Origin of the sequence: Burkholderia stagnalis (assembly GCF_902830275.1) — a bacterium.
Lineage (GTDB): Bacteria > Pseudomonadota > Gammaproteobacteria > Burkholderiales > Burkholderiaceae > Burkholderia > Burkholderia stagnalis.
Map to the genome: position 1 here is coordinate 413,498 of NZ_CADESW010000003.1, position 20,486 is coordinate 433,983.

Sequence of the window (20,486 nt, forward strand, 5' to 3'; positions counted from 1 at the left end):
CGCGCCGCGCGAATTCAACCTATTTCTTCTGGAGTCTTAAAGATGACGACGATCAAGACCATGTTCGGCTTCGCGCTCGCCGCGGCCGTGGCGGCCGCCGCGCTGTCGGTGTCGCACGATGCGCGCGCCGACGACGTTCACGTGCTGAACTGGAAGGGATACGGGACGGACGAGCCGTGGGCGCTCAAGGAATTCGAGGCGCGCACCGGCTACCACGTCGTCAACGATTACTTCAATTCGGAACAGGAGATGCTGACCAAGCTGCGGACCAATCCGGGCACCTACGACGTCGTGATGGTCAACAGCGCGTTCAACCAGCAGGCGCGTTCCGAAAACCTCCTGCAGCCGATCGTCGTGACGGGCATGTCCAACGTGCCCGATCTGGATCCGCGGCTTCGCCACTCGCCGATGCTCGAGGTCGGCGGGCAAGCGTACGGCATTCCGTGGGTATGGGGCGTGACGTCGTTCGCGGTCAACAATACGAAGATTCGAACCACGCCCGATTCGATCGAATCGTTGTGGAATCCTGCCTACAAGGGGCACGTCGGATTGCGCGACGATGCGATCGAAGCCGTGCAGTTCGCCGCGCTCGCGACCGGCCAGAAGATCAACGACATCCGGAACCTGAATGCGGTCAAGGCGAAGCTCACGGCGCTCATGCCGCAGTTGAAGACCTTCTGGAGCTCCGAAAACGACTGGAACCAGTACACCGCGTCGGGCGTGTTCTACATTGCGAGCTACTGGAGCGGATCGGCGGCGCGCGCGCGCAACAAGTTCTCGCTTCCGGTGACGTTCGTCGTGCCCAAGGAAGGCGCGATCGGCTGGCTCGACTCGCTGTCGATCCCGAAGGGCGCGCGCAACGTGCCGGGCGCGAAGGCGTTCATCAACTACATGATCGATCCAGGCTTCTATACGCAATGGGATGCGCGCGTCGGGGCGCCGGTGTCGGCCAACGTCAAGGCGGTCGCGGCCCTGCCGGCCGCTTCGTTCAACCGGGCGGTGCTGTCCGCGGCGACGACGCGCGCGCGGATTCAATTTCAGGAACCGATCACGGACGACAAGCGCAAGACGTACCTGCAGCTGTGGCAGGAAATCAAGGCGCAGACCGAATGACGGGACGACACGGATCGATGCTCTGGAGACTGCCATGCGAATTGCGTTGACGCCGCGCGGCGAACGGCCATTTCTTCGTGCGATGACCCTGGCCGGGCCGGCCTACGGCTGGCTCCTGCTGGCGGTCTTCCTGCCGCTGTCGGTCATGCTGCTGCTCAGCTTCATGACCGACGTGCCGGTCGCCGGCCGGTCGTGGTCGCTGACGCTCGCGAATTACGCGACCGCCGTGACCGATCCGCTGTACCGGACGATGCTGGCCCGCTCGCTCTGGCTCAGCGCGCAAGTGACGGCGATCTGCACGGCGCTGGCGTTCCCGTGCGCGTACATGCTGGCCAAGGTCATTCGCGGGCGGGCGCGGGAGGCGCTGTTCCTGCTGATCATCCTGCCGTTCTGGAGCAACGGCCTCGTCCGGATCTTCTCGTGGAGCATGGTGCTGCGCAGCGGCGGCATCCTGGATCTCCTCGTCAATCACGTGTCGCCGTGGAACGTCAGCGTCGATCTGATGTTTTCCTATCCCGCGGTCGTGATCGGTCTCGTCCAGTCGTATCTGCCGTATTCGGTGCTGACGACGTACCTGAGCCTGCAGGCGATCGACGATTCGCTGATCGAAGCCGCCCGCTCGATGGGCGCGAGCCGGGCGACCATCCTGCGCCGCCTGATCCTGCCGCTGTCTGCGCCGGGGCTGCTGGCCGGCGCGGCGCTGATCTTCGTGCCGGTCGTGGGCGCATTCATGGAGCCGCGGCTCCTCGGCGGGCGCAAGGGGACGTTTTTCGGCACCGTCGTCGAGGATCAGTTCGTCGCGGTGTTCAACTGGCCGCTGGGCGCCGCGCTGGCGTTCATGCTGCTGGCCGTCGTGCTCGTCATCCTGTTCGCGGGCGTGCGGCTGTCGAGGAGGGGGGAATCGCAATGAAGTCGCTTGAATCCGGAACGCCGCTGCGACGCGGATTGACCGGCCTTCCCCGCGCATCCAACGGCGGCGGCCACGCGCTCGCGCGCCAGGGCGCCGTGCGCGGCCTGCTCGGCCGGCTGTACGTCGTTGTCATCATCGGGTTTCTGTATCTGCCGGTCGCGATCATGGCGCTGATGTCGTTGAACGCGTCGCCGCTGTTCGAACTGCCGATTCATTTCACGTTCGACTGGTATCGCGCGGCCATCGGCGACAGCCAGTTGATGGACGCGGCGCTGAGGAGCGTCAAGCTCGCGGTGTCGACGATGGTGCTGTCGACGGCGCTCGGCGTGATGGCCGCGCTTGCCTTCTATCGCTACGAGTTTCCCGGCAAGCGGCAGATGCAGGCGCTGCTGTTTCCGCCGATGGCGATTCCGTGGCTCATCACCGGGACGGCGATGCTGATCTTCTTCTTTTCGATCGGCATCGGGCGGGGCCTGCACGCGATCTTGCTCGGGCACGTTGCGCTCGCACTGCCCTACGTGATCATCGTCGTCGGCGCGCGCCTGAAGACTTTCCCGATCGAGCTGGAGCAGGCGGCCCGCTCGCTGGGGGCGACCGGCTGGCAGATCACGTGGCGCGTGACGTTGCCGAACATCGCCCCCGGCATCGTGGCGGGCGCGCTGTTCGCGTTCGCCGTGTCGTTCGATCAGTTCGTGGTGTCGTATTTCCTGTCCAGTCCCGGGCAAACCACGCTGCCGGTGGAAATCTACAGCGCGATCCGCAAAGGCTTCACGCCGGCGATCAACGCGATCTCGACGCTGATCATCATGATTTCCATGGGCATCATGGTGGTCGTCTCGCGGCTTTATCGATTTGGTGGAGAGCAGTGATGGCAGAAGTCAACGTATTGAACGTCAGCAAGCGGTATGGCGACGCGCGGGTGCTCGAGGACGTGTCGATCCGGTTTCCGGAGGGCGGCCTGTACGGTTTGCTGGGCCCGTCGGGCAGCGGCAAGACGACCCTGCTGCGCATGATCGCCGGCTTCGTCTTTCCCGACAGCGGGCAGATCGAGATCGGCGGCCGTTCGGTGGAGCGCATTCCGGTGGAGCGGCGCGAAATCGGCATGGTGTTCCAGAACTATGCGCTGTTTCCGAACATGAACGTCGGCGAAAACGTCGCATTCGGGCTGTCGGTGCGCGGCGTCGATCGCGACGAGATCAAGCGCCGCGTCGACACGGCGCTCGACCTGGTGCAGCTCGGCGCCTATCGCGAGCGGCGCATTCATCAGCTCTCGGGCGGGCAGCGCCAGCGGGTCGCGCTGGCGCGCGCGGTCGTCACGCGGCCTCGCGTGCTGCTGCTCGACGAGCCGCTCAGTGCGCTGGACAAGTCGCTGCGGGTGGACATGCAGGTCGAGCTTCGACGCATCCAGAAAGAAGTCGGAATCACGACGCTGTTCGTGACGCACGATCAGGAAGAGGCGATGACGCTCAGCGACCGGATCGGCATCCTGCGCAACGGGACGCTGCTCCAGGAAGGCAGCGCGCGGGACATCTACGACCGGCCCCGGACGGAATTCGCGGCGACGTTTCTCGGCGATGCGAACGTCTTTTCCGGGGAACGCGAGGGCGGCGATTTCCGCCTCGCCGACGGCAATCTGCTCAGGCTGCCTCGCGATCACGAGACCGGCACGCAGTGCAAATGCGCGGTACGGCCGGAAAAGATCGCGATTCACCGCATCGGCGACGCCATTCCGGACCCGGCATGCAACCGGCTCCAGGCGCGCGTGCGTCAGCAGGTGTTCGCCGGCGTGAACACGACCTATATCCTCGGATGGCACGACCAGACGCTCAAGGTTCACGTGCAGAATCGCGGGCGCGACGTCATCCCGGTCGATTCGGACGTTCTGCTGAGCTGGGCGCCCGAGGACACGGTGCCGGTTTACTGATTTCAGGCCGCTGCCCGGTCGAGCGGTTGCGACGGGCGGCCGGCGTGCCGCAGCGTGAGGAGAACATGTCGCGAGCCAAGCCTCGAACACCGGGACGGCCCGTTCCTGGATGGATGAAGAAGCAGATGCTGCTTCAACTGCCGGCCGGCTACATCCGGCAGCTTTCGCTGGCAAACCACCTTGCGCTCGTCGGCTGCTGCTCCGAGGCGAGCCTCAGGCATTCGCTCAATGAGCTGATCCGCGTCGTCTACCTGTCCTATTTCCTGTGGGAAGCCGGTTATGCGCACGCGCCGGCGGCGCTGTTTCTGGATGCGGAGCGTGCGCTCGATGACGCCGTCCTGCGTGCGATGGAAACCGGCGTATGGCGGCTGGTTAATGACGAGGCGGATATCCTGAAGCAGATCGTCGCCGTGCACGACGATCAGCTCGCCAGGGTGACGGGGCGCGCCTACGTCGAGGCCAGGCGACGGCTGGAGATGCTGTTGAGCGCGTCGCCGACGGCCTCGCCGATCAGGAAGCGATGGGCCGAATGTGCGGGTGCCTCGGATTAGCGGTCGCGCGCGGCATGCGGTGCATCCGCGCGCCGCGTCGATCAGCGGTTGACCAGCCTGGCCGGAAACGCGAGCGCCAGCGCGCAGCCGACCAGCATGCACGCGGCGAAACCGTACAGCCCCGCGCTTTGCGAATGGAACGTGTCGCGCAGCCAGCCGATGAAATACGTGCTGCCGAACCCGCCGAGGTTGGCGATCGAGCACGCGAACGCGATCCCGCCCGCGGCGGCGGACCCTTTCAGGAAGGTCGACGGCAGCGCCCAGACGACGGGCATCGCGGCGGCCGCGCCGGCGTTGATCAGCGAGAACAGCAGCACCGTCGCGAGCGTGCCGTGCGAGCCGGTTGCCGCGACGGCCAGCGCGGCGCCCGAGACGAGAAACGGCACGACGATGTGCCAGCGCCGCTCGCGCGCGCGGTCGGAGCTCGCGCCGCAGTACAGCGTGCCGATCACGGCGGCGGCGTTCGGGATCACCATCAGCCAGCCGATCTGGTATGCGTCCTTCACGCCCGTGTCGCGCAGGATGCTCGGCAGCCAGAAGCTCACCGCATAGAGGCCGAGCAGCACGCACAGGTCGATGAGGCCGAGCGCCCAGACCTTCGGGTCGGTGAACGCCTTGCCGAGCGCGTGGCTCTTGTTGCCGGACGGTTCGCTGTCGAGATTCGCGCGCAGCACTTTCTTCTCGTCGGCGTTCAGCCACGACGCCGACTCGATGCCGTTCGGCAGCCAGCGCAGCACCACGAAGCCGAGCGCGATCGACGGGAGCGCTTCCAGCAGGAACAGCCACTGCCAGCCGCCGAGCCCGTGCACGCCGTCGAAGAAGCGCATGATCCAGCCGGAGATCGGGCTGCCGATCATGCTCGACAGCGGCAGGCCGACCATGAAGAACGCGACGATCCGCGCACGGCGCGCGTCCGGAAACCATTGCGTGAGATACAGCAGCACGCCGGGCAGGAAGCCCGCCTCGGCGACGCCGAGCAGGAACCGCACGACGTAGAACTGCATCGGCGTGTGCACGAACATCGTCGCGCCGGACAGCAGCCCCCACGTGACCATGATGCGGGCGATCCAGAGCTTCGCGCCGACGCGCTGCAGGATCAGGTTGCTCGGCACTTCGAACAGGATGTAGCCGGCGAAGAACAGGCCGGCGCCGAGGCCGTACACGGCGTCGCTGAACTTCAGCGCATCGAGCATCTGCAGCTTCGCGAGGCCGATGTTGATGCGGTCGAGATAAGCGGCGAAGTAGCACAGGCAGAAGATCGTGATCAGCCGGATCGCGACCTTGCGGTACAGGTTGCCGTGCTGTGCGTCGCCCGCGGGGACGGCGGCGCTGGAATGTACGGTAGACATGGGATTGCCCCTGCTCTGATGTGGCGGTTGGGAAGAATGCCGGGCGACGCGAGTCCGTGCAAAGCGCTCGCTTGAGTCTGTATAGCACGCCAATTAAGTAGCGTACACACTATAAAAACCGATCCGATCGCGAGGCTGGGAAGCAGGCTTTGAGGAACGCGAAGATCGGCATAATTCCATATTAATAAAGGTGTTTTTCTGGTTGAGTGAGATCGTTTTCAGATACGGGGAAGGCGGGGCGGTACGCGCCAGAATGGTGCGTATACGCTTCAAAAACCGGGCGTCGCCGGGGCGGCCATGATCTCCCGCAAGACCTTGCCGGGCAGGCGGGCGATGTCGTCGGGTTCAGGGTGTACACTCGTTACCTTTCAGTTTCAGGCCGCGCCGGCAACCTTACTTTCATGGCGTCATCCAGGGATTCCTACGACTTTCACGATCAGATCGGGCATTTGCTGCGCCGTGCCTATCAGCGGCACGTCGCCATCTTTCAGGAGGCGATTCCCGATTCCGATCTTACTGCCGCGCAGTTCGTCGCGCTGTGCGCGGTCAAGCAACAGCAGGCGTGCTCGCTGAACGACATCGTCAAGGCAACTGCGATCGATCAGGCGACGATCCGCGGCGTCGTCGATCGGCTCAAGGCGCGCGCGCTGATCGAGGTGATGCCCGATCCGGATGACGGCCGCAAGCTGCTGGTGCGTGCGACGGCGGCCGGCCTCGCGCTGATCGACCGGACGGTGCCGTTCGCGAAGCAGGTGACGGAGCGCACCTATGGCGCGCTCAATCCGGGCGAGCGCGTAGCGCTGCAATTCCTGCTGCGCAAGATGATGGAATCCGAAGAGGCATGATCGTGCGCCGCCGCGCGGCGCTCACGCGCGCCCCGCTGCTGCGGGCCCGGCCGGCTCGGGCGCGAGCAGCCGGCCTGCCGCGCGCAGGCCCGCGCGGATCGTCTCCGGCGTGAACGGCGGCGCGTAGAAGCGCACGCCCGTCGCATCGAAGATCGCGTTCGCCAGCGCCGCCGGGCCGGGCACCGATGCGGATTCGCCCGCGCCGAGCGGCGGCTCGCCCTGCCGCGGCATCAGCACGACGTCGACGGCCGGCACCTCGTCGAATGTCAGGATCGGATAGCTCGCCCATTCGCGCGACGCGACCTTGCCGTCGACGAATCGCACGCGCTCCTTCAGCGTGCGGCTCAGCACCTGGATCACGTTGCCGTGCACCTGGTGGCGCACGCCGTCCGGATTGATCATCGTGCCGGTATCCTGGCCGACGGTGATCCGCTCGACGCGGATCTCGCCCGTCGCGCGATCGACCGTCAGGTCGACGACCCATGCGGACCAGGCCGCGCCGAAGCCCGGAAAGCGGCTGTGCACGTAGCGCGCATACGCGATGCCGCGGCCATGCGCGATGCGTGCGTCGTTCGGTTCGCGCCGCGTGCGGGCTGTCCACCCGGCGCGCGTGGCGACTGCCTGCAGCAGCTCGGCGGCGCGCGCGTCGTTCAGGTGGCGCAGGCGGAATGCCAGCGGATCGACGCCGGCGATTGCCGCGCATTCGTCGGCGAACGCATCGTGCGCGAACGCGTTCGGCAGCGCCGACACGCCGCGAAACCACGATGCGCGGACGAGCGGCGCGAGATCCTCGCAGACGAAACGGCGATTCGGGCACGCGTACGGCGACACGGCGGTGCGGTCGCCCATCTCGAACACGCGCGGCGCCGGCGCGACCACGCCGGTCAGCAGCGATGCGAGCAGCGGCGCGTCGTTCGACGGATAGCGGGTCGAGAAGTCGTAGCCGAGCAGCCGGCCGTCGCGGCCGACCGTGCCGGTCACCTGCATCACCTGGCCCGCGCCCTTCGGTTCCCACATATGCTCGTCGGCGCGCGACAACTGCACGCGCACCGGTTGCCCGACCGCGCGCGACAGCAGCAGTGCGTCGCCGCACACGTCGTCCGCGCCGTTGCGGCCGTAGCAGCCGGCCGCTTCCATCCGCACGATGTCGAAATCGGCTTCGTCGCGCGCGACGAGGGTCGCGAGATCGCAGCGCAGCGACGCCGGGTTCTGCGTGCCGGACCACACGGTGATCCGGCCGTCGCCCGGTGCGCGATAGTCCGCGACCGCGCACGACGGGCCGATCGAGCCGTGCATCTGGTACGGCCACGCATACGTGCGCGACAGCGTGATCGCATCGGGCAGCGCGCGGGCGGCGTCGACGTCGCCTTCTTCCAGCAGCAGGCGGCGCCGCGCCGGGGCGGCCGAGATCGCGGCGGCGGGGGCGTCGAGCGGCGGCAGCGCGGGCAGCGGGCGCCACGTCACGCGCAACTGGCGCGCCGCGCGTATCGCGTGTTCCTCGCGTTCGGCGACGACGCCGACGAAATCGCCCGCGACGACGACGGCGCGCAGGCCGGGCACGTCGGCGACGGATGCGCGATCGACGTCGACGAGCGAGGCGCCGACGAACGGGCCGCTGTCGATGCCCGCGTAAGGCGGCCTGACCACGCGGCCGTGCAGCATTCCCGGCACGCGCACGTCGTGCACGAACGTCAGCGCGCCGGTCGCCTTCGCCGGAATGTCGACGCGCGGCGACGCGCGGCCGACGACCCGGTACGTCGCCGGATCCTTGGTGCGCGCGTTCAAATCCAGTTCGAGCGCGATGCGCCGCCCGGCGACCAGCTCGGCGAACGTCACGCGTCGCCCCTCCGGCGCGCCGGTCACGAAGATGCAGCCGTCGTCGCTCGACAACCGTTCGGCGTCGACACCGAGGCGCCCGGCCGCGAGCTGCAGCAGCGCGTGCCGCGCCTGCGCGGCCGCGCAGCGCAGCGGTACCGCGGAAATCTGGATCGTCGCGCTGGCGATGGTCGGGCCCTGGTTCGGTGTCGTCGCGGTGTCGCCGAGCACCATCGCGACCCGCGCGGCGGGCACGTCGAGCTCCTCGGCGACGATCTGCGCGAGCGACGTGCGGATGCCGGTGCCGAGATCGACGTGGCCGTTGAAGCCGAGGATGCGGCCGTCGTCGAGAATCGCGACGAACGCCTCGGGCCGGTCGGGCACATACGACGACGGGCTGCCCGGCTGGCCTGGCGCGGGCTTGACGGGCGGCGCAGGCTGCCGGATCACGGTCAGGCAGCCGTCGCGCGCGAGCAGTTCGGAAGGGTTCACGGTGAGGCGTTCCAGTCGGGCCGATAAGGGGCGGCATCGGCGTGCGTCTCGCCCGATGCCGCCGTGCCGCCGCATTCGATGCACACGAATGTAGGTGGCCGGAAGCGGCGCGTCAATCGCGCGGCGCCCGCCCGTGGGCTACCGCGCGGCGGCCGGCGCGCGCGCCGCGTCGATCGCCGCGATCGCGGCATCGAGCGGCATCACCGCCGCGTATTTCTGCTGCATGTCGAACAGGTTCGCGTCGTGCGGCGCGATCGCGCGGTCGCCGACGCAATCGGACAGCACGAGCGGGCGGAAGCCGTGCGACATCGCGTCGACGACGCTCGCGCGCACGCAGCCGCTCGTCACCGCCCCCGCGACCAGCAGCGTCTGCACCGCGCGCTGCGTGAGCCAGGGGGCAAGCTGGGTGCCGAAGAACGCGGACGGCACCGTTTTGCGCACGACGAGCTCGCCGTTGGCGGGCGTGAGCTCGGGCACGATCGCGCTGTTCGGGTGATCCTCGGTCAGCGTCGCCATGCCGGGCACCTTCAGCGAGAACACGTTGTCGTCGCTGCCGTCGGCCGCGTACACGATGCGGCTGTGCGCGACCGGCCAGCCGCGCCGGCGCGCGAGCGCGAGCGCGTGCGTGGTGCGCGCGATCGCCGGCGCGATGTTGCCGCCGCCGAAGGTCGCGGGATCGGCGAAGCCGACGACGAAATCGACGATCAGCAGGCCGATGTTGCCGTGCGGCGGCAGCGGCGTGCCGAAGCCCTGCTGCTGGTAGACGTGCGCTTCGGCGTGACGGGAGAGGTCGTTCATCGCGGGTCTCGGTCGGTCAGGCGGGTTGGTCGAGCACGCGGCCGTCGCGCACGACGGTCTCGCCGTCGAGCGCGACCGTGCAGCGGCGCAGCGGAATGTCGATGTGGCAGGTGGTCGTGCGACTGCCGCCGCCTTCGTTGTTCGGGCCGAGCGAGAACAGGAAGTTGCCCTCGAACGCGCGCGCGTCCATCCCGATCGTCGCCTCGCGGTCGTACAGGCCGAGCGTCGACCAGCGCGCGCGCGGCTGCAGCCCCCAGCCGACGTGCGAGATCGCGTAACCCTCCGGATCGGCGAAGGTTTCCATGTAGTCGCGCAGCAGGTCGGCGTCGACGCCGCCTTCGATGCGCGTCGCATAGCCGCCTTCGACCGTCAGCACGATCGGCTCGCTCACGTAATGCTTCTGCGGCAGCAGGATGTCGCCGCGATCGATCACGATCGTGCCGTGCGCGGTGCGGTCGTTCGGGTAGGTCAGCGCGAAGCCGCTCGGCCAGTGGTCCCAGCGGCCCGGTGCGTCGACGAAGCCGTATTCGGCCGTCGGCGGGAAATCGCCGAGCGGGCACGTGAGCGCGGTGCCGGCCGCCGACGTGACGCGCATCTCGCGCGCGGCGGCGATTTTCGTGGCGGCGGCGAGCACGCGCGTGCGGTCGGCCTGCGTGGGCACCATGCGCGCGAGCACTTCCGGCGGCTCGACCGCGAGCAGGATCTTCGTGCCCGATTTCAGGATGTCATGCTGCTCCGGCGAGAACAGCAGCGTCATCAGGTCGAGCACGAGGTCGCTCGCCTTGAGCGCGGCGATTGCCGCGCGGTTGCCGGTGAGCGGCGTGGTGCCGAGATACGCGAGCGGGTCGCGGCTGAACGCCTTGTCGCCGTTGACGGGCGGCAGGTCGAGCCGGTTGACGATCGCGCCCATCGACTGCGTCGCGATCAGCGCGCACGACAGCGTCTGCGGATGGGTGGCCGGGCTCGTCAGGATCGTGACGGTCTGGCCCGGTTCGAGGCGCGACAGCGTGAGCACCTGCTTCCACGCGTCGATCAGTTGGATGTCGCTGACTGGCATCGTCGGCTCCGGTGAATGCGTGAGGGAAAGGAATCAGGCGGCCAGCGGCGCGCCGAGGAAATCGCCGAACGCCGCGTAGAAACCCGCCGCGTTGTCCCACGGGATCATGTGGCCGGCGTCCGGCACGCGCACGTGCCGCATCGACGGCGTCGCGCGCTGCAGCTCGGCGACGTCGTCGTCGCGCACCACGTCGCCACGCGCGGCGGTGATCAGCAGCGCGGGCACGTCGAGGCGCGCGGCATCCGCGTGGAAATCGTCGGTGTGAAAGCCGTCGTACGACGCGCGCACCGCGCGCTCGTCGCACGTGTGCAGCCACTCGGCGCGCAGCTGCCGTTCCGCGTCGGTCCAGGTCGGGCAGAACGCGCGCATGCCGTCGGCGTCGGTGCCCGCGCGGGCGAGCGCCATCGAGTCGATGTACCACGGCAGCTGGCCCGGATACGGGCGCCGGCCGGGGCCGGACACCGGCGGATCGACCAGCACGACCGAGGCGAGCCCGCGCGGGCCGCGCAGCGCGGCGCGCGCGGCGATCCGCGCGCCCATCGAATGGCCGACGAGGCTCACGCGCGACAGGCCGAGCGCGGCGACGAACGCCGCGACGTCGTCGGCCTGCGCGTCGAGGCCGTAGTCGAGGCCGGGCGATGCTTCCGACAACCCGCGGCCGCGCACGTCGAGCACGTAGGTGTCGAACGCCGCGCCGAACACGTCGCCGACGAAGCCCCACGTGATCGCGGGGCTCGTGATGCCGGGAATCAGCACGATCGCGGCGCGCGCCGCGCGTGCGCCGCTCGCGCCGCCGTAGCGCAGGTAGTGCTGGCGGATGCCGTTCGCATGGACGTTCGCGCCGTACAGGAAGGTGGACATGAATGGGCTCCGTCGAAAGAGGGCGCGCTCAGTACGCGCCGGACAGCAGCGCGCCCGCGCCGGGCACGATCGGCTCGAGGTCGAGCTCGCGCAGCATCGCGTAGGTGGTGGCGATCGCCGCGGTGATCACCGGCTTGCCGGTCATCGCCTCGACCTTCGCGACCGCGGGCAGCGACGGCATCTGCACGCATGCGGACAGCACGATCGCATCGGCGTCCTGGTACGGCAGCGTCTTCACGATGTCGGGCAGGCGCGCGGGGTCGTGGCGGCCGACGTCGAGGTTGTCGGGAATCTCCAGCGCGCGATAGGCGAGCACCTCGTAGCCTTCATGGCGGATGTAGTCGACCACCAGCTCGGTCAGCGGCAGCATGTACGGCGCGACCACCACGATGCGCTTCGCGCCGATCACCTTCAGCGCGTCGACGAGCGCGCCCGCGCTCGTCAGCACCGGCGCCTGTGCGCCGTTGTCGGCGGTGTGCTGCGTCAGGCGCGCCTGCGACACGCGGTGATAGCCGTGGCCCATCGCCATGATCGCGACGAGACACGCATAGCCGAGCACGTCGACGCGCGCGTCGCTCAGCTCGAGCGCGCAGCGGTCCGACTCGGCGTCCATCGCGGCCAGTTCCTCCTTGACGACCTTCTTCATCCGCATCCGGCTCGAGTGATACGTGAAGCGCTCGGGGCGGATCGTCTCGCGCAACCGCAGCATCGCGGGAATCTCGGTTTCCATCGTCGTGTTGGAACTCGGCACGATCTGGCCGATGCGGTAGGTCTTGCTCATGGCGGAAGGCTCCGTGGCGGGTAAGGGTGGGCGAGCGCACTCGGGTTCGAACAAAGTCTAGCGTGTACATTTGAAAACTACAACGTGTCAAAAGCCGGGTGGCGCTCTTTAATGGCTATTGGAAGCGGTGAATTTGGGGTTTTATAGGTGTTTCCCCGTATGGGTCGGCGCAAGCAAACAATCTTCTTGTTTGAATAATTATGAGTGTGTACGCTACATCGACACGTAATCGGCCCGCTCGATGACCTTCGACATGGCGGGCTCACGACCAGGAGATCCGCATGAGCACACCCCGCATCGCAATCATCGGCGCCGGCCTCGGCGGCACGGCCGCCGCCGGCCTGCTGCAGCGCCGCGGCTACGACGTCGCGCTGTACGAGCAGGCGCCGGCGTTCTCGCGCCTCGGCGCGGGCATCCATCTCGGCCCGAACGTGATGAAGATCATGCGGCGCATCGGCTGCGAGGACGCGCTGAACCGCATGGGTTCGCACCCGGATTGCTGGACCAGCCGCGACGGGCGGACGGCCGACGTGATCGCGCGGATTCCGCTCGGCGACCATGCGCTGAAGGCCTACGGCGCGAGCTACCTGACCGTGCATCGCGGCGATTTCCATGCGCTGATGACGCAGGCCGTCACGCCCGGCACGATCCGTTTCGGCATGCGCGTGGCGAGCGTCGACGACACCGGCGACGCGGTGCGCCTGACCTTCTCGGACGGCAGCGTCGAGACCGCGGACATCGTGATCGGCGCCGACGGCGTGAATTCGCGAATCCGCGAGCACCTGCTCGGCGCGGAACCGCCGCGCTATACGGGGTATGTCGCGCACCGCGCGGTGTTCCCCGCGTCGCTGCTCGGCAACAAGCCGTACGACATGTGCGTGAAGTGGTGGTCGGAGGATCGCCACATGATGGTGTACTACGTGACGGAGAAGCGCGACGAGTACTACTACGTGACCGGCGTGCCGCAGGCCGAGTGGCCGGAAGGCGTGTCGATGGTCGACAGCAGCCGCGACGAGATGCGCGAGGCGTTCGCCGGCTTTCATCCGGATATCCAGCACCTGATCGACGTGTCGCCGTCGATCACCAGGTGGCCGCTGCTCGAGCGCGACCCGCTGCCGCTGTGGAGCCGCGGCCGCCTCGTGCTGCTCGGCGACGCGTGCCATCCGATGAAGCCGCACATGGCGCAGGGCGCGGCGATGGCGATCGAAGATGCCGCGATGCTCGCGCGCTGCCTCGACGAGGTCGGCGTGCGCGACTACCCGGCCGCGTTCGCGCTGTACGAGGCGAACCGCGCGGCGCGCGCGTCGAAGGTGCAGCGCGTGTCGCACGACAATACGTGGCTGCGCACGAACGAAGACCCGGCGTGGGTGTTCGGGTACGATGTGTTCGACGTCCCGCTCGTGTCGCCGTCGCCCGACAAGGTGGCGGCGGCCACCTGATGCGCGCGGCCCGGCCCCGGTGCGATCCCTGCCTGCGCGGCGGTCTCGCGCAAGGCCGGGCGCCGGCGCCGGCACGGCGTGCCGCAAGGTCCCCAGGCCCGTTTTCCGGATCAGCCCATGTCGCATTCCACTACCGTCGCGCGACCGCTCGCGCTCTGCGTCAATGGCGTGCCGCGCGCGGTCGACGCGGCCGAGCCCGATACGCCGCTGCTCTACGTGCTGCGCAACGATTTCACGCTGAACGGCCCGAAGTACGGCTGCGGGCTCGGCCAGTGCGGCGCCTGCACGGTGCTGATCGACGGGCAGGCGACGCGCGCGTGCGTGGTGCCCGTCGCCGCGGCGGCCGGGCGGGCGGTCACGACGCTCGAAGGGCTCGGCTCGCTCGACGCGCCGCACCCGATCCAGCGCGCGTTCATCGACGAACAGGCGGCGCAGTGCGGCTACTGCCTGAACGGAATGATCATGAGCACGAAGGCGCTGCTCGATCGCAACCCGTCACCCGACGACGCCGCGATTCGCGACGCGCTGCGCTTCAATCTGTGCCGCTGCGGCACGCATCTCGAGATCATCCGCGCGGTGCATCGCGCCGCGCGATATCTGCGACAAGACGATGAACAGTGAACCGGCGACGCAGGCGCATGACGCGGACGGCGCGGACGGCGCGCATGCCGGCGGCGATGCACCCCGCTACCGGCACACGCAATATCGATGGCCGACCGACGATCCGGCCGCGCACGCGGCGCTCGACGTCGAAACCCGCACTGCCTTCGACGGCCGCATGACGACATGGCGCTATCGCGCGCAGCTCGACCGTTCGTCGGACGAATCGCGCGCGGCGGCCGCCGCGAACCGCGCGGATGCGCCGGCGACGTTCGTCTATCGGCACGCGCACGCATCGGTCGAGATCGACGATGCGACGCGCGCGATTCCGCCGCAGGCGCACGTGTTCGCGCGCGAGTCGTGCATCGACGAGCTGGCCGGCGACCTCGGGCGTGATCCGGTCGCGCTGCGGCTTCAGCATCTCGACCCGCGCGCCGATGCCGGGCCGCGCGAAGTCATCCGCATGGTCGCGGAGCGGGCGGCGTGGGGCGCGCCGGCCGGATCGGCGAACGAACGGCCGTCGTCCTGGCTCCGCGGGCGCGGCTTTGCCTTCGACGGCGCGGCGGCGGCGATGCGGGAGCGGGACGCCGGGCGGAGCGGATCACCGGGCGGCGACGATGGCGGATCGGCGGCCAGCAGCGCGACGGCCGACGAACAGGCGAGCTGGACCGCGTGGGTCGTCGACCTGGATGTCGACCGCTCGACCGGCGACGTCGTCGTGCGGCGCGTCGTGGCGGGGCAGGGCTCGGGGCAGCCGGGTGGCGCGACGGTGACGGGATTGCCCGCGTCGCAGATCGAGGCGGCGATCTCGCGCGTGATGGGCGCACGTCTGTCCGCCCGACCGGCTCATGACGAGACGGACGGGCACGCGCGAGCGGCCATTTCGCACGAGCTCGTGGCGCTGCGCGGCAGCGCGGCCGATGCGCGTGCGCCTGCGCTGTCGGCGCGGGACGCGCAGCGCATCGACGAGGCCGCCGCGCCTGCGGCGGCGGCGATCGCGAATGCGTTGTACGACGCGACCGGCGTCCGGTTTCGCGCGCCGCCGTTCGATCTCGAACGCATTCGCGCCGCGCTGACGCGCGCCGTGCCGGTCGACGCGCCCGCGCACGCATCGTCGAAGTCGGCCCGGCAGGCCGCGACGCCGCGCTGGCGTCGCTGGCTCGCGGGCGGCGGCGTGGCCGGCGGGCTGATCGGCCTCGCGTGCGCGCTGCTGCCCGGCCCCGCACCGATCGCGCCGGTTGTGCCGGGCGGCGCGGACGGCGCGATGTGGAGCGCGGCGACGCTCGAGCGCGGCCGGCAGATCGCGCTCGCCGGCGATTGCGCGGTATGCCATACCGCGCCGGGCGGCCGCGTCAATGCGGGCGGCCTCGCGCTCGATACGCCGTTCGGCACGATCTACACGACGAACATCACGCCCGATCCGGAAACCGGCATCGGTGCGTGGACGTATTCCGCCTTCGCGCGCGCGATGCGCGAAGGCATCGCCCGCGACGGCACGCATCTGTACCCGGCATTCCCGTATACGGCGTTCGCGCGCATGAGCGAAGCGGACATGCTCGCGTTGTATGCGTACCTGATGTCGCAGCCGGCCGTGAAGCATGTGCCGCCGAAGACGAAGCTGCCGTTCCCGCTCGACCGGCGCCGGCTCGTCGCGGGCTGGAACTGGCTGTTCCACGACGCGCAGCCGTTCGCGCCGGCGCCGGATCGCTCGGCGCTCTGGAATCGCGGCAAATACCTCGTCGACGGCGCCGGCCATTGCGGCGCGTGCCACACGCCGCGCAACGCGCTCGGCGCCGAGAAGGGCGGGCTCGCGTATCTGTCGGGCGGCGTCGCGGAAGGGTGGGCGGCCCCGTCGCTGGTCGCGTCGAAAGCGTCGCCCGTGCCGTGGACCGAAGGCGCGCTGTACGACTATCTGCGCACCGGCTTTTCGGCGCAGCACGGCGTTGCCGCGGGGCCGATGGCGCCGGTCGTCGCCGGGCTGGCGGCGCTCCCCGAGTCGGATGTACGCGCGATCGCGCACTACATCGCATCGCTGTCGCCGCACGCCGATGCCGCGGCCGTCGCCGATGTGGCCGCCCGCCAGGCGCGCGGCGCGGAAGCGGCCGCGACGCTCGGCCTCGAAAACGGCCGCCGCGCGTTCGACACGGCCTGCGCGGTGTGCCATGCGGCGTCGGGCGGCGTCGGCCATTTCGGCGTGCGCCCGTTGATGGGGCTGAATACGAGCGTGAGCCAGGACGCGCCGGACAACCTGCTGCGCGTGCTGCACAACGGCATCGACCATCCGGCGACCGCCGGCCTCGGCTACATGCCGGGTTTCGGCGATGCGTTCGACGACCGGCAAATGGCCGAGCTGGCCGCGTACATCCGCGCGCGCTACGCGCCGGGGCAGCCGGCCTGGCGGGATCTGGAGGCGGCGTCGGCGCGGATTCGGCGGGAGCATCGTTGAGATTCGCCTGGTGCAGGCGTGCTTTCACGATCCTGGCGGCGGGCCACTGTACAAATGTCCGCGATGTGGTTATTGTATTGCCAAAATACAATCGTATGACTCGATTGCCACCGCCTGAGACTGCCCTGCATGGACGATGTCGACCAAAAGCTCCTGTCGCATCTGCGCGTGAACGCTCGCGCGACCGTGGCATTTCTTGCGCACCGGCTCGGCGTCGCGCGCGCCACGGTGACCAACCGTATCGCCAGGCTTGAAAAGGCAGGCGTGATCGTCGGGTACACGGTACGCGTCAGGCCGGAGCATAGCGTTGCCGAGATTGCCGCGTGGATGAGCATCGTCGTGGAAGGAAACAGGACGCGCGAAGTCGTCGCCGCGTTGCGAGGGGAGCCAGGCGTGGCTTCGCTTCACGATACCAACGGGCGATGGGACCTGCTGGCGGAGCTGCGCGCCCCGACCTTGGCCGAGCTGGCCACATCACTCGAGCGGGTTCGCCTCATCAAGGGAATCATGGCCTCGGAAACGAGCATTCATCTGCAGAGCTACAAGGTGTAGCGAAGCGGCGACCGGGAATCCACCTTGAGAGGCGCCATGAGAATTGCCGTACTCGACGACGATCCGGCGGAGATCGACTTCGTCGGCAAGGCATTGCAGGCCGAGGGCCACACGTGCTACGCCTTCAACGAAGGCAAGGTGCTGAAGAAGCACCTGCAGCGCGAAACGTTCGATCTCCTGGTGCTCGACTGGAACGTACCCGACATGTCCGGCTTGGAGATCCTGAAGTGGGTGCGCGATCGTCAGATCGAGCATCGCGTGCCGATCCTGTTCCTGACGGTTCGCAGCGACGAGGCCGGCATCACGCGCATCCTCGACGCCGGCGCGGACGATTACATCGTCAAACCGGTGTCCGGCCCCATGCTGCGTGCCCGCGTCGGCTCGCTCCTGCGCCGCGCATATCCGGCCGACGCCGAGGAGGCGGTACGCGAGTTCGATCGGTTCCGCTTCGACACCACCGTGAAGCAGGCCTACTTCGACAGCAAGCCGGTGAGTCTCACGCGCAAGGAATTCGATCTCGCGCTGTTGCTGTTCCAGCATATCGACCGGCCGCTGTCGCGTGCGTACATTGCCGATGCGATCTGGAAGCAGGTGGCCGACATTCCGTCGCGCACGATGGATACGCACGTTTCGATGCTGCGCCTGAAGCTCTGCCTGCGGCCGGAGAATGGCTACCGCCTGTCGCCGATCTACGGCTACGGCTATCGACTCGAACGTCTCGAGCGGGGCGACCCGTGACGACGCGGGCGGGCGCTGCCCGCGGGCGCGCAGTTCCGGCCTGATCGCAAACGACGCCTTCGTTTACGTCACGGTGCTGGCCAGCTCGAGGTGCTTGCGCATCAATTCCGCCGCACCCTCCCGATCGCCTGCCTCGAGTGCCGCCAGGATGCCCAGGTGCTCCAGGCAACTGATCTCCACACGCTTCGGCCCGTAGGCCCAATCGTAGTTCGCGAGGCGCCTGAGCCGGTTCAGGCGCCGGATGGCGTCGACGAAGAAGCGGTTTCCGGACGCCAGCGCCAGCCCTTCATGGAACGCGGCGTTGGTCTCGAAGAACGCCACGCTCAGGCTGTCCTCCCACGGGCGGGTGAGGAACGCCGAGTGCTGGCGGCGCATTTGCGCGGCCCAGTCGGGCGGAAGCGAAAACTCCGGCTGCAGGATCGCCGCCGGCTCGATCGACAGACGATAGCGATAGCACTCGATGCGCGCCTCGCCATACCAGTCCAGATTCGTGAACGTCCATCGATAGCCGACGCGACGCTCGACCAGCCCGAGATCCGCCAGGCGCACGAGCGCCTGCTTGATGGTCGCCCGGCTTTCTCCGTAGAACTCCATCAGGTCCTTCTCGGACACCTCGTCGGGCAGCGCGCTGCGCTGGCGATCGTGGGCGATCCTGGCGAGCAGCGCATCCTCGTCCGTTGCGCCGACGGGTTCGTTCGACACCGGAGGGGCAGCCAGAAGCTCGACCCCCCTGTTCTTCCTGCGCTGCACGAATCCCTGCTTCTCGAGCTGATCCAGCGCGGCGCGGATCGGCGTGCGCGACACGCCGAGGTGCTCCGCCAGCCTCTGCTCGTTCAGCCGGTCGCCGACCTGCAGCGCTTCATCTCGAATCCATTGGGCGATGCGATCCCCCAGATCAACGCGGGCGCGCACGGTTGCCGATTCACTTTGCATATCCATTTATTTTTTTGTGTTCACAAAATACATTCTAGCCTAAACTGCGACGTACCTCATTTGACAACGAAAGCCCGACCATGGACAACCTTCCAGCCCAACGGCAGCAGTCGATCCCGCCCCACACCCCGCTCGTCGAAGTCAGCGGCGCGCCGCGCGAGCGCGGCCGCCAGTATGGGGAGCAGGCGGCCGGTCGCATTCGGCGCGGCGTCGAGCACTACGCGCGTCAGCTCGAGCAGGAAAGGTTGAGCGCGTTGCAGCTTCGCGAAATCGTGGCGCGGTTCGAGCCGACGATCGCATCGTTCGAGCCGCGCTACATCGAGGAGATGAAGGGCATCGCCGAGGGCGCCGGGGTCGGCTATGACATGGTCGTCATGCTGAACGCGCGAACCGAGGTCCTGAAGCTGGCGGACAGGATGCGAAACGCCGAACCCGTGCCGATCGATCCGGACGGCTGCACCGGCATCGTCGCGCTGCCGGCGGCGAGTGCGTCGGGACGCGTGATCCACGCGCAAAACTGGGACTGGAAGGCCGAGTGCGCGGAATCATCCGTTGTCCTGAAGGTGAAGCGGGACGATGGCCCCGATTTCCTCACATTCACCGAGGCAGGTGCGCTGGCGCGCTCGGGCATGAACGCGGCGGGCATCTCGATCACCGCGAACTACCTCGAATGCGAGCGCGACTACCGCAACCTCGGCGTGCCGCTTGCGTTGATTCGCCGGAAGGTGCTGGAGCAGCAGCGCTTCGCGTTCGCGATGCAGGCGGTTTACGCGACGCCGAAATCCGCGGCAAACAACATGATGGTCGCGCATGCGAACGGCGTCGCGATCGATTTCGAATGTGCGCCGGACGAAACCTTCCTGATCCACCCGAAGCGGGGCGTGATCGTCCACGCCAACCATTTCCAGAGCCCGGTCGCGCTGTCGAAATTGCACGACAAGGGCATCGCCACGATGCCCGACTCGCTGTATCGGGACGAGCGCGTCTGGCAGATGGTCGAGCCTCATATCGGCGAGGTGACGCCGGAGATCGTCAAGGCGGCGCTGTTCGACGATTTCGAGGCGCCCTGGTCCGTGTGCCGGCCGCCGCGCCCGAACGAACGCAACAACCTGTCGGCGACGGTCGCGATGATCGTGATGCAGCCCGACCTCGGCATCATGGAGGTGTCGACGCTGCCCGCCGTCAATCCCGTTTTCCAGGCTTACAGCCTCGAGATGGCCGTCGCGCGGCCCAGGTCCGTGCCCGCATCCGTCGCGCTCAGGCGCATGGCAATCGCATAACG

At 68.3% G+C, this 20,486-nt stretch carries 19 protein-coding genes; 12 read left to right on the forward strand and 7 right to left on the reverse strand.

The features are described from left to right. Window positions 1-42 precede the first annotated feature (42 nt). From HWY45_RS08900 to HWY45_RS08920, 5 genes are all read left to right on the forward strand, one after another. The gene (locus HWY45_RS08900) at window positions 43-1,113 is read left to right on the forward strand and encodes an ABC transporter substrate-binding protein (RefSeq protein WP_081059747.1); all 1,071 of its coding nucleotides are present in this window, start codon (window positions 43-45) and stop codon (window positions 1,111-1,113) included. A 34-nt stretch (window positions 1,114-1,147) separates the two neighbouring features. Continuing rightward, entirely contained in the window at window positions 1,148-2,023 is an 876-nt protein-coding gene (locus HWY45_RS08905) for an ABC transporter permease (RefSeq protein ID WP_059810851.1), read from the forward strand. A 35-nt stretch (window positions 2,024-2,058) separates the two neighbouring features. After that, window positions 2,059-2,892 carry an ABC transporter permease gene (locus HWY45_RS08910; protein ID WP_196483072.1) on the forward strand — a complete coding sequence of 278 codons (834 nt, stop codon included), beginning with the start codon at window positions 2,059-2,061 and terminating at the stop codon, window positions 2,890-2,892. Continuing rightward, a complete protein-coding gene (locus tag HWY45_RS08915) occupies window positions 2,892-3,947 on the forward strand; it encodes an ABC transporter ATP-binding protein (protein WP_059810852.1) in 1,056 nt (351 codons plus the stop codon). Before HWY45_RS08910 ends, HWY45_RS08915 begins: the two co-directional genes overlap by 1 nt. Window positions 3,948-4,072: 125 nt before the next feature. Beyond that, complete coding sequence (locus HWY45_RS08920) at window positions 4,073-4,498, forward strand: hypothetical protein (protein ID WP_124482949.1); 426 nt, start codon at window positions 4,073-4,075, stop codon at window positions 4,496-4,498. A 41-nt stretch (window positions 4,499-4,539) separates the two neighbouring features. Here HWY45_RS08920 and HWY45_RS08925 read toward each other — a convergent pair whose 3' ends face one another. Then, entirely contained in the window at window positions 4,540-5,847 is a 1,308-nt protein-coding gene (locus HWY45_RS08925; protein WP_059882474.1) for an MFS transporter, read from the reverse strand. Between the two features lie 401 nt (window positions 5,848-6,248). Here HWY45_RS08925 and HWY45_RS08930 point away from each other — a divergent pair, with 401 nt between their 5' ends. Continuing rightward, window positions 6,249-6,692: a MarR family winged helix-turn-helix transcriptional regulator gene (locus tag HWY45_RS08930; RefSeq protein WP_059564284.1), complete on the forward strand. Its 444-nt coding sequence runs from the start codon at window positions 6,249-6,251 to the stop codon at window positions 6,690-6,692. A 21-nt stretch (window positions 6,693-6,713) separates the two neighbouring features. Here HWY45_RS08930 and HWY45_RS08935 read toward each other — a convergent pair whose 3' ends face one another. From HWY45_RS08935 to HWY45_RS08955, 5 genes are all read right to left on the reverse strand, one after another. Further along, window positions 6,714-8,999, reverse strand: a complete 2,286-nt coding sequence (locus HWY45_RS08935; protein WP_059882472.1) for a xanthine dehydrogenase family protein molybdopterin-binding subunit — start codon at window positions 8,997-8,999, stop codon at window positions 6,714-6,716. A gap of 138 nt (window positions 9,000-9,137) precedes the next feature. After that, window positions 9,138-9,797: an isochorismatase family protein gene (locus HWY45_RS08940; RefSeq protein WP_059810855.1), complete on the reverse strand. Its 660-nt coding sequence runs from the start codon at window positions 9,795-9,797 to the stop codon at window positions 9,138-9,140. Window positions 9,798-9,813: 16 nt separating this feature from the next. Further along, complete coding sequence (locus HWY45_RS08945; protein WP_059810856.1) at window positions 9,814-10,854, reverse strand: 2,5-dihydroxypyridine 5,6-dioxygenase NicX family protein; 1,041 nt, start codon at window positions 10,852-10,854, stop codon at window positions 9,814-9,816. A gap of 33 nt (window positions 10,855-10,887) precedes the next feature. Further along, window positions 10,888-11,715: an alpha/beta fold hydrolase gene (locus HWY45_RS08950; protein ID WP_059810857.1), complete on the reverse strand. Its 828-nt coding sequence runs from the start codon at window positions 11,713-11,715 to the stop codon at window positions 10,888-10,890. Between the two features lie 28 nt (window positions 11,716-11,743). After that, window positions 11,744-12,496, reverse strand: a complete 753-nt coding sequence (locus HWY45_RS08955; RefSeq protein ID WP_059810858.1) for a maleate cis-trans isomerase family protein — start codon at window positions 12,494-12,496, stop codon at window positions 11,744-11,746. A gap of 281 nt (window positions 12,497-12,777) precedes the next feature. On the opposite strand from HWY45_RS08955, the gene HWY45_RS08960 reads away from it, so the two are divergent. From HWY45_RS08960 to HWY45_RS08980, 5 genes are all read left to right on the forward strand, one after another. Then, the gene (locus tag HWY45_RS08960; RefSeq protein ID WP_059882470.1) at window positions 12,778-13,935 is read left to right on the forward strand and encodes an FAD-dependent monooxygenase; all 1,158 of its coding nucleotides are present in this window, start codon (window positions 12,778-12,780) and stop codon (window positions 13,933-13,935) included. 117 nt (window positions 13,936-14,052) lie between these two features. Continuing rightward, a complete protein-coding gene (locus HWY45_RS08965; protein WP_059882468.1) occupies window positions 14,053-14,556 on the forward strand; it encodes a (2Fe-2S)-binding protein in 504 nt (167 codons plus the stop codon). Further along, entirely contained in the window at window positions 14,546-16,981 is a 2,436-nt protein-coding gene (locus tag HWY45_RS08970) for a cytochrome c (RefSeq protein ID WP_059882466.1), read from the forward strand. The genes HWY45_RS08965 and HWY45_RS08970 overlap by 11 nt, the downstream gene beginning before the upstream one ends. A 129-nt stretch (window positions 16,982-17,110) precedes the next feature. Continuing rightward, a complete protein-coding gene (locus HWY45_RS08975) occupies window positions 17,111-17,533 on the forward strand; it encodes an Lrp/AsnC family transcriptional regulator (RefSeq protein WP_059882464.1) in 423 nt (140 codons plus the stop codon). Between the two features lie 36 nt (window positions 17,534-17,569). After that, a complete protein-coding gene (locus HWY45_RS08980) occupies window positions 17,570-18,271 on the forward strand; it encodes a response regulator transcription factor (RefSeq protein WP_059882462.1) in 702 nt (233 codons plus the stop codon). A gap of 63 nt (window positions 18,272-18,334) precedes the next feature. Here HWY45_RS08980 and HWY45_RS08985 read toward each other — a convergent pair whose 3' ends face one another. Then, window positions 18,335-19,210: a GntR family transcriptional regulator gene (locus HWY45_RS08985; protein ID WP_059882460.1), complete on the reverse strand. Its 876-nt coding sequence runs from the start codon at window positions 19,208-19,210 to the stop codon at window positions 18,335-18,337. Window positions 19,211-19,284: 74 nt separating this feature from the next. Between HWY45_RS08985 and HWY45_RS08990 the strand changes: the two genes are divergently transcribed. Next, on the forward strand, window positions 19,285-20,484 hold the full coding sequence (locus HWY45_RS08990) for a C45 family autoproteolytic acyltransferase/hydrolase (RefSeq protein WP_059882458.1): 1,200 nt from the start codon (window positions 19,285-19,287) through the stop codon (window positions 20,482-20,484). Window positions 20,485-20,486: the final 2 nt, after the last annotated feature.